The sequence below is a fragment of the Paenarthrobacter sp. NPDC090520 genome (assembly GCF_044769205.1).
GTDB lineage: Bacteria > Actinomycetota > Actinomycetes > Actinomycetales > Micrococcaceae > Arthrobacter.
In genome coordinates this window covers 50,115-58,310 of sequence record NZ_JBIVXM010000016.1, presented here as the reverse complement: position 1 = coordinate 58,310, position 8,196 = coordinate 50,115, and the positions used below count along the sequence as shown (strand labels likewise).

The 8,196-nt window shown below is 63.5% G+C and carries 8 protein-coding genes and 3 tRNA genes; 9 read left to right on the top strand and 2 right to left on the bottom strand.

Annotation, left to right across the window (positions count from 1 at the left end; all coding sequences use genetic code 11):
• Positions 1–22: 22 nt before the first annotated feature.
• From ACIQTZ_RS17760 to ACIQTZ_RS17735, 6 genes are all read left to right on the top strand, one after another.
• Positions 23–95 (top strand) — tRNA-Gly (locus tag ACIQTZ_RS17760).
• A 24-nt stretch (positions 96–119) separates the two neighbouring features.
• Positions 120–194 (top strand) — tRNA-Val (locus tag ACIQTZ_RS17755).
• Between the two features lie 57 nt (positions 195–251).
• Positions 252–327 (top strand) — tRNA-Gly (locus ACIQTZ_RS17750).
• 183 nt (positions 328–510) lie between these two features.
• The gene (locus tag ACIQTZ_RS17745) at positions 511–1,965 is read left to right on the top strand and encodes an amino acid permease (protein WP_402982588.1); all 1,455 of its coding nucleotides are present in this window, start codon (positions 511–513) and stop codon (positions 1,963–1,965) included.
• Positions 1,966–2,049: 84 nt separating this feature from the next.
• Positions 2,050–2,283: an antitoxin gene (locus ACIQTZ_RS17740; RefSeq protein WP_402945904.1), complete on the top strand. Its 234-nt coding sequence runs from the start codon at positions 2,050–2,052 to the stop codon at positions 2,281–2,283.
• A gap of 119 nt (positions 2,284–2,402) precedes the next feature.
• Positions 2,403–3,617: a benzoate/H(+) symporter BenE family transporter gene (locus ACIQTZ_RS17735; RefSeq protein WP_402945902.1), complete on the top strand. Its 1,215-nt coding sequence runs from the start codon at positions 2,403–2,405 to the stop codon at positions 3,615–3,617.
• Between the two features lie 66 nt (positions 3,618–3,683).
• Here ACIQTZ_RS17735 and zapE read toward each other — a convergent pair whose 3' ends face one another.
• On the bottom strand, positions 3,684–4,721 hold the full coding sequence (gene zapE / locus ACIQTZ_RS17730; RefSeq protein ID WP_400334745.1) for a cell division protein ZapE: 1,038 nt from the start codon (positions 4,719–4,721) through the stop codon (positions 3,684–3,686).
• 212 nt (positions 4,722–4,933) lie between these two features.
• Here zapE and ACIQTZ_RS17725 point away from each other — a divergent pair, with 212 nt between their 5' ends.
• From ACIQTZ_RS17725 to ybaK, 3 genes are read left to right on the top strand one after another with little or no spacing between them, the layout of a single operon-like run.
• The gene (locus tag ACIQTZ_RS17725; protein ID WP_402945901.1) at positions 4,934–5,860 is read left to right on the top strand and encodes a sulfurtransferase; all 927 of its coding nucleotides are present in this window, start codon (positions 4,934–4,936) and stop codon (positions 5,858–5,860) included.
• A gap of 37 nt (positions 5,861–5,897) precedes the next feature.
• A complete protein-coding gene (locus tag ACIQTZ_RS17720) occupies positions 5,898–6,365 on the top strand; it encodes a SufE family protein (protein WP_400334501.1) in 468 nt (155 codons plus the stop codon).
• 3 nt (positions 6,366–6,368) lie between these two features.
• Entirely contained in the window at positions 6,369–6,866 is a 498-nt protein-coding gene (ybaK, locus tag ACIQTZ_RS17715; RefSeq protein ID WP_402982586.1) for a Cys-tRNA(Pro) deacylase, read from the top strand.
• Here ybaK and ACIQTZ_RS17710 read toward each other — a convergent pair.
• On the bottom strand, positions 6,856–8,136 hold the full coding sequence (locus ACIQTZ_RS17710) for an alpha/beta hydrolase family protein (protein WP_402945897.1): 1,281 nt from the start codon (positions 8,134–8,136) through the stop codon (positions 6,856–6,858). The genes ybaK and ACIQTZ_RS17710 overlap by 11 nt on opposite strands.
• Positions 8,137–8,196: the final 60 nt, after the last annotated feature.

Below are 8,196 nucleotides of genomic sequence, written 5' to 3'. Positions count from 1 at the left end.
AGCAACCAGGCAAACAACATGTGCGGACGTAGCTCAGCTGGTAGAGCACCACCTTGCCAAGGTGGATGTCGCGAGTTCGAATCTCGTCGTCCGCTCTCCTTATCAAAGGACCCGGCAACGGGCGATTGGCGCAGCGGTAGCGCGCTTCCCTGACACGGAAGAGGTCACTGGTTCGATCCCAGTATCGCCCACCAAAACAAGGCAACTTGTTTGTTGTTGGAAGCCCGGTAGCAACCAGGCAAACAACATGTGCGGACGTAGCTCAGCTGGTAGAGCACCACCTTGCCAAGGTGGATGTCGCGAGTTCGAATCTCGTCGTCCGCTCCACGGAAAAGCAGCTCCTCGGAGCTGCTTTTTTTATGCCCTCATCCAGCCAAGCGGGGTTATGGGGCCGCAATTCATCAGCCCACTTAATCTATAAGGCTAAGAAAAAATCGCTTTATCCAATGTGATTGGTCTCGCATAATGTACTGCGAACTCATCACCAATCGCCCCTTGGCAGGAGTACCCATGAATCAACAGACCGCTTCGCAGTCGGTCCTGAGGCGTAAGCCGATCGACGACATCGAAGAAGAAAGCAAGCACAGCGGACTCTTCAAGAGTCTTGGCCTCTGGCAGCTGACGGCCATCGGCGTTGGCGGAATCATCGGCGTCGGCATCCTTTCGCTGGCAGGGCTGGTGGCCCATGGTGACGCCAACAACCCCGGCGTGGGCCCGGCGGTACTCATTTCCTTCCTGGTGGCCGGCCTCGCCTCCGGTGCGGCCGCACTGTCCTACGCCGAATTCGCGGGAATGATTCCGCGGGCCGGTTCTGCCTACACCTACGGGTACGTCGCCCTCGGGGAGATCATCGGCTGGTTCATTGGCTGGGACCTCCTGCTGGAGTACATCGCGATCGTTGCCGTCGTCGCCATCGGCATCTCCGGCTACTTCGACGCCTTCCTGTCAGGCATTGGCATTCACATGCCCACGTGGATGACTTCCACTGCGGATGAAGGCAAAGGCGGCGTCATCAACCTGCCCGCCATCCTCGTGTGCCTCCTGGTCACCTGGATCCTCAGCCGGGGAACCAAGGCCTTCGGCCGTTTTGAACTCGTGGCGGTAGCCATCAAGGTGGTCCTGATCCTGTTCATCATTGGACTGGGCATCTTCTACATCAACACCGAGAACTTCAACCCGTTCATGCCCAGCGGCTTCGGTCCGGTCCTGGCCGGCGCAGCCACGGTCTTCTTCGCCGTGTTCGGCTACGACGCCATGAGTACGGCCGCCGAGGAAGCCAAGGATGGCAAGAAGCACATGCCCAAGGCAATCGTGCTGTCACTGATCATCGCCATGTTGCTCTACGTGGCCGCCACCCTGGTGCTGACAGGAATGCAGAATTACAAGGACATCGATCCCAAGGCCGGCTTCGCTTCGGCCTTCGCAGGAGTAGGCCTGCCCGTGATCGCCACGATCATCTCGGTGTTCGCCGTCCTTTCCATCCTCACGGTAATGCTCACGTTCCTTCTGGGCGTCACGCGCGTCTGGTTCTCCATGAGCCGGGACGGGCTCCTGCCGGGTTGGTTCGCAAAGACGGACAAACACGGTACCCCGCAGCGCGTCACCTGGATCGCCGGCATCGGTTCAGCCTTCCTTGCCGGGGTCTTCCCCATCAAGGAAGTCGCGGACCTGACCAACATCGGCATCCTTGCGGCCTTCGTGGTGGTCTGTGTCTCGGTGATCGTCTTCCGCTACACCAAACCCAATGCACCCCGGACCTTCCGGCTTCCCCTCATGCCCGTGGTCCCCGCGTTCGGTGTCTTGGCGTCGGCCTTCCTGATGGCCCAACTGCACTGGCAGACGTGGCTCCGCTTCGGCGCATGGCTCATCATCGGTTTGATCATCTACTTCTTCTACGGCAAAAAGCACTCCTTGATGAACCCGGACAGTCCACGTCATCTGGAGTCCAGTAAGCCCTTGGCGTAGCGGACTACCGGATCCTTGGCACCCCCGCCGACTGGTGTTAGGGTCACTCTCGGAGGAGCGAACTGGCTCCGCGACGGAAAGGAGGTGCCCGTGGGATTAATTGACGACCTGAAGGGCAAGGCTCAGGGTCTCATTCAGGGCAACGAAGAAGCCATCCAGAATGGCATCGAAAAGGCCGGAGACTTCATCGACGAAAAGACCGGCGGCAAGTTCGCCAACCAGGTCGATGCTGTCCAGAACGCCGCTTCCGATTTCGTGGCCAAGTCAGATGGGGACGCCGGACAGGCTCCCGTCGCGGATGAGCCAAAGCAGCCATAGCTGCCTGAGCCGCCACACCAGATACGTCAAGGGGGCACCGGTCCCGCCGAGAGGCGCCGCCGGTGCCCTTGGCGTTTAACGAACCGCACCAGGGCAGGCCCTCGGGTAGTTTGGAGAGTATGCCTTCACCCTCTTCAGCGGTCCAACGCCCCACCAGCAAAGAGGGACTCGGCCCACCCCTTTCCGCCGGCATCGTGACGGCGCTGGTCGGATTCACCTCCTCCTTCGCCGTGGTCCTCGCAGGCCTGCGCGCTGTGGGCGCCAACCAAGAGCAGGCCTCCAGTGGCCTCCTGGCGCTGACCCTGACCTTTGGACTTGGCATCCTATGGCTGTCGTGGCGGTCCAGGCTCCCCATAACCCTTGCGTGGTCCACCCCTGGCGCGGCGCTCCTCGCCTCTGCAGGAATGGTCGACGGCGGCTGGCCCGCGGCAGTAGGAGCCTTCCTGGTCGTCGGGGTGCTGATCCTCCTGACAGGCCTGCTTCCCGTGCTCGGACGGCTGATGACCAGGATTCCCACAACCCTCGCCCAGGCCATGCTTGCCGGCGTCCTGCTCCCGTTGTGCCTTGCCCCGTTCAAATCACTGGGCTCCGCTCCCCTCCTGGTTGGCCCCGTGGCGCTGTGCTGGTTGCTGATGATGAAGTTCGCGGCACGCTGGGCGGTCCCTGCTTCCCTGCTCGTGGCACTGGGGGTCATCGGCATCCATATGGGGTTGAATGGCGTCCAACTCCCCCTCGATTCACTGATGCCACGGCTTGAATGGACCACACCGGCTTTCACGGTGGAAGCCGCAGTCGGCATTGCCCTGCCTCTGTTCATCGTCACCATGGCGTCGCAGAACATTCCCGGCGTTGCGGTCCTGAAGTCGTTTGGATTCACCACCCCGTGGCGGCCGTCCATGCTGGTGACGGGAGCCGGAACACTTGTGGGTGCGCCCTTTGGCGGCCACGCCATCAACCTTGCTGCCCTCAGTGCCGCCTTGGCGGCTGGGGAGGAAGCCGGACGGGACCAGGGCAGGCGCTGGATCGCCGCCTTCACCTCCGGCGTGGCCTATCTGCTTCTGGCAGTCTTTTCCGCGGCCCTTGTCACGGTGGTGGCCGCCGCGCCTTCGGGCCTCCTCGAGGCGGTTGCGGGCCTGGCACTGCTCGGCACCCTGGCCTCCTCCATCTCTTCGGCACTGGCCGTTGCCGAAGACCGCATTCCCGCATCGGTGACCTTCCTCCTCGCTGCCTCCGGGCTCAGCTTCGCCGGAATCGGTGCGGCTTTCTGGGCGTTGGCCGGCGGCATCCTCATCCGCTTGTTGCTGAAGTCAAGGGAACCACTGCAACCGCGGTAACGGTGGCCAATGAAATGACCGCCCGGGCAAAGCCCGGGCGGTCATTTTGAGTCAGGTCCTGAGGGATCAGGCGGGCTCGTGGTTCTGCCCCTCACGGGCCAGCGCGGTCAACCTGGAGACCGCCCGGAAGTACTTCTTCATGTAGCCGCCACCCATCATTTCTTCGGTGAAGAGCTTGTCGAACGGGACACCGCTGGCGAGGATGGGCACATCCTTGTCATACAGGCGGTCGGCAAGGACAACGAACCGCAGGGCGACGGCCTGCTCCGTAATTGTTTCCACATCCCGCCAGACCACGGCCTCGATCCCGGAAATCAACTGGCGGTAGCGGCTCGGGTGCACGCCGGCGAGGTGGTCCACCAAGGTGCGGAAATCGTCCACCGCCACGGTCTTGCCGTCGAACTCTGCCTGCATGCGGTGCTTGAGTTCTTCGGTCTTGAGTGGCGCAGGAGCGGCGGGCAGGCCGCGGTGCCTGAAGTCTTCGCCATCGATCCTCACCACATCGAATTGGTCGGCGAGGACCTGGATTTCCCGCTGGAAGTCAACAGCCGCGAAACGGCCTTCACCCAGGGAACCCGGCAGCGTGTTGGACGTAGCAGCGAGCTTCACGCCGGCGTCGGCCAGTTCCCGCATGAGGCGGGACATCAGGACGGTGTCACCGGGGTCGTCCAGTTCGAATTCGTCAATGCACACCAGTTTGTAGCTGCTGAGCGCCTCCACCGTCTTCCGGAAGGACAACGCGCCAACCAGGTTGGTGTACTCAACGAACGTACCAAAAGCCTTCGGACCCGGGGACCTGTGCCACAAGGAGGCCAAAAGGTGGGTCTTGCCCACACCGAAGCCGCCGTCGAGGTAGATTCCAGCCCGGGTGGCAGCTTTCTTGGCAAACAACTTCTTGAAGAGCCCGCCGTTGTCATCGGCTCCGACGCTGTCGGCAAATGCCGAGAGCAGCTTGACCGCGTTGGCCTGGCTGGGCTGCGAAGGGTCCGGTCGGTAGCTGTCGAACGAAACCTCGCCGAACCGCGGAGAGGGGTAGAACCCTTTAAGGAGCTCTTCCACTGAGACTGCCGGTGTGCGGGCAGCCAATTGTTCGATCTGTACCACGGTGGTCCGTTCTTCAGGTTGTGGGTCCCCAGCAAGAATACCGGCATCGGGGGCTCCACGAACGGGCACGTGACCAAAGCCATGTTTCACCATGTGAACAGCCGGGAAGCATTGGCTGCGGCCCGTGGTTAGTGTTGGGAGCAAGCCGGGCAGGCAAGTGCAGCACCATCGAAGTGCCTGGCTCCGTCCAATGTCAGTGAAAGGCCACCAGCATGTCCTACCCCGTTGAACAGAACGAAAAGTTCGCCGCTTACGCGAACCCCGAACGACTCGTATCCACCGAATGGCTCGCCGCAGCACTGGCAGAGGGCGCCCTCGCCGACGGCAAGCTGGTGGTCGTGGAGTCCGATGAGGACGTCCTCCTGTACGAAACCGGGCACATCCCCGGCGCCGTCAAGATCGACTGGCACACCGACTTGAATGATGAAGTCACCCGCGACTACGTGGACGGCGCAGCGTTCGCGGCGTTGGTTGCCGCCAAGGGCATCTCCCGCGACAGCACGGTGGTTATCTACGGCGACAAGTCCAACTGGTGGGCCGCGTATGCCCTGTGGGTCTTCACACTGTTCGGCCACGAGGACGTGCGCCTCCTCGACGGTGGCCGCGACAAGTGGATCGCCGAGGGCCGCGAACTCACCACCGACGTCCCTGCCCCGGCTGCCGGAAGCTACCCGGAAATCGAGCGCAACGACGCCCCCATCCGCGCCTTCAAGGAAGACGTCCTGGCCCACCTCGGCAGCCCGCTGATCGATGTCCGCTCCCCCGAGGAGTACACGGGCCAGCGCACCCACATGCCCGCGTACCCCGAGGAAGGCGCCCTCCGTGGCGGCCACATCCCCACTGCCGCATCCGTTCCCTGGGCCAAGGCAGCAGCCGAGGACGGCACCTACCGCACCCGTGAAGAGCTCGAAGCCCTTTACCTCGGCGACGCCGGACTGCAGGCGGGCGACGACGTCGTGGCCTACTGCCGCATCGGTGAACGCTCCAGCCACACCTGGTTCGCACTGAAGTACTTGCTGGGCTTCGACTCCGTACGCAACTACGACGGTTCCTGGACCGAATGGGGCAACGCGGTCCGCGTTCCGATCGTCAAGGGCGCGGAACGCGGTTCTGTTCCTGCAGCCCTGGTCCGTAACTAGCGCGTCATCCGGCGGAGCAGTGCGTAAGCTGGAAGTGATGAGTACCAACACTTTGCCCGCCGCGTTGGCGGAAATCGTCGATGACTTCCAGGCACTGTCCGAGCCGGAGCGCCTGCAGTTGCTGCTTGAGTTTTCCCGTGGACTGCCGGAACTGCCGGAGCGCCTCACCAACCATCCGGAATTGCTGGAGCAGGTTGTCGAGTGCCAGTCCCCGCTGTTCCTGACCATCGAGTCCGAGAAAAACGGGACGGACCCGGCTGGTGCCCGTGCCTACCGGTTGTTCTTCAAGGCACCACCGGAGGCTCCCACTACGCGTGGGTTCGCCGGTGTCCTGCATGAGGGACTCGATGGCCTGACGGCACAAGAGATCCTTGCGGTTCCGGACGACATGCCGGAACTGCTGGGATTGACCCGGGCCATCACTCCCCTGCGCATGCGCGGAATGACGGCCATGCTGGGACGCATCAAGCGGAAAGTGGCAGCGGCCAGCAGGCTGGAACGCTAGGCCATGGCCAAGAAAACGGCTTCACAGGGAACGCCGGCCACAGCAGCTTTGACTGCGGCCGGCGTTCCTTTCGTTGCGCACCCCTACGCCCACGATCCCTCGGCCGCCAGCTACGGGCTGGAAGCCGCGGAAGTCCTGGGCATGGACCCTGCCAGGGTCTTCAAGACGCTCATGGTGGAAGTCGAAGGCCGGCTCGCTGTGGGCATCGTTCCCGTGTCCGGCAACCTGGACCTCAAGGCCGTGGCGGGTGCGCTCGGCTCCAAGAAAGCCGCCATGGCCGATCCCAAGGCCGCCGAGCGTCGCACGGGCTATGTCCTCGGTGGGATCTCCCCCTTGGGGCAGCGCCAGCCTTCCCCCACGGTGCTGGATGAGTCGGCGTTCGCCTTCGACACGATCCTCGTTTCAGGTGGCCGCCGCGGCCTGGACCTTGAACTGTCTCCGGCCGACCTCGTCCGCCTGACCCAAGCCGTCACGGCAAGGATCGGTACCGTCAAGAACTGAGGTCCCCCGATCCCGGCCGCGGTGCGGGGTCTCCCGGGTTGTTGCGGGGAGCCAGTTGCCGTTGCAGCCAGGACGCGACAAGGCGTTCCCACTTGCCCGGGTCGACGTTCCATTCCTTGGTGTGGCGCGCCCCGTGGAAGGGTTCGAACGTCACCATTTCCGGGTTCTTCTCCGCCAGGCTCGCTGAGGGTTCAAAGGGCACATAATCGTCGTCGACGCTGTGGATCACCAGTGTGGGCGTTCGCAGCTCAACTGCCCTGGCTTCCCAGTCCATCGCTTTGAGGTCAACGGGTGCGGCGAGGCCGGTCAGTCTGCGTCCCAGCGGATGGGTGAGCATCAGCTGACCGTACCTGCCCACGTTGTAGGGAATCTTGTTCATCTCGGCGTGGTGGGCCATGACATTGACCCAGTTGATGACCGGGGCATCGAGCACCAGCGCACGGATCAGGTGCCTGTGCTTGGCAAGGTCTGCTGCCTGAAGGCTGATGGCTCCGCCCATTGACCATCCAAACAGAACCACTTCTTCGGCCCCATGTTCCAGGGCGTACTCGATCGCGGCTTCCACATCGCGCCATTCCGTAGAGCCAAGGCCGTACCTGCCGTCCAGGGCGGAGGGCGCCAGGCCGTCGTTCCGGTAGGAAACCAGCAGGCTGTCCAGGCCCAATGCCTTGGCCGTCCGCACCGCCCGCAGTCCCTCAAGCCGGTTGGCACCCCGGCCATGCACCATGATCGCCCAGACTTTCGCGGGTGCCGCCGCGTCCGCCCTGACCAGCCAGGCCGGAGCCTTGCCGCCGTCCACTGCAATGTCCACGTCCTCGGCAGCCAGCCCGATCGCTGCCGGGTCAGGATAGACGGCACCGCTCCACCAACCGCGCCTTGCCCCGGAAAGGTCTCCACTGTAGACCTGCTCCACCTCGCGGAGCACGGTCTGCTCGGCCGGCGAATAGGACACGATCCTGCCGATCCTGGCATGCCCCCTGCCGCCGTCGAAGAAGAGGCTGAAGACGCCGTCGATCGTCGTGTCCGGCGTGGCGGCGAGGATAACCTGTGGCCCCTTGTCCCCCCGGATCACCGCCAGGACCTCCTGGTCCTCGTTACGTGCCGCCGGCGTAATGACCCGGCGCGCGAAATAGACCGCGAGCGCCGAAGACCCTGCTCCCACCAAGGCCGCGAGGGACCCTCCGGTGAGGATTCCCGCGATGGCCCATTTGGCGCGAAGGGAGAGGGTGGAGTCTGCAGAGTCGCCCGCTGGCGTGTTCTTCGATGCCATGGCTCCATTCTCTCTGCTCGGTCGCCCTGGTGCGCACACGCCTGCGTCGGGCGGAGGAGA

Coding starts and splice junctions, on each gene's coding strand:
- ACIQTZ_RS17745 (WP_402982588.1), top strand. CDS start 511: ATGAATCAACAGACCGCTTCGCAGTCGGTCCTGAGGCGTAAGCCGATC.
- ACIQTZ_RS17725 (WP_402945901.1), top strand. CDS start 4,934: ATGTCCTACCCCGTTGAACAGAACGAAAAGTTCGCCGCTTACGCGAAC.
- ACIQTZ_RS17735 (WP_402945902.1), top strand. CDS start 2,403: ATGCCTTCACCCTCTTCAGCGGTCCAACGCCCCACCAGCAAAGAGGGA.
- ACIQTZ_RS17720 (WP_400334501.1), top strand. CDS start 5,898: ATGAGTACCAACACTTTGCCCGCCGCGTTGGCGGAAATCGTCGATGAC.
- ACIQTZ_RS17710 (WP_402945897.1), bottom strand. CDS start 8,136: ATGGCATCGAAGAACACGCCAGCGGGCGACTCTGCAGACTCCACCCTC.
- ybaK (WP_402982586.1), top strand. CDS start 6,369: ATGGCCAAGAAAACGGCTTCACAGGGAACGCCGGCCACAGCAGCTTTG.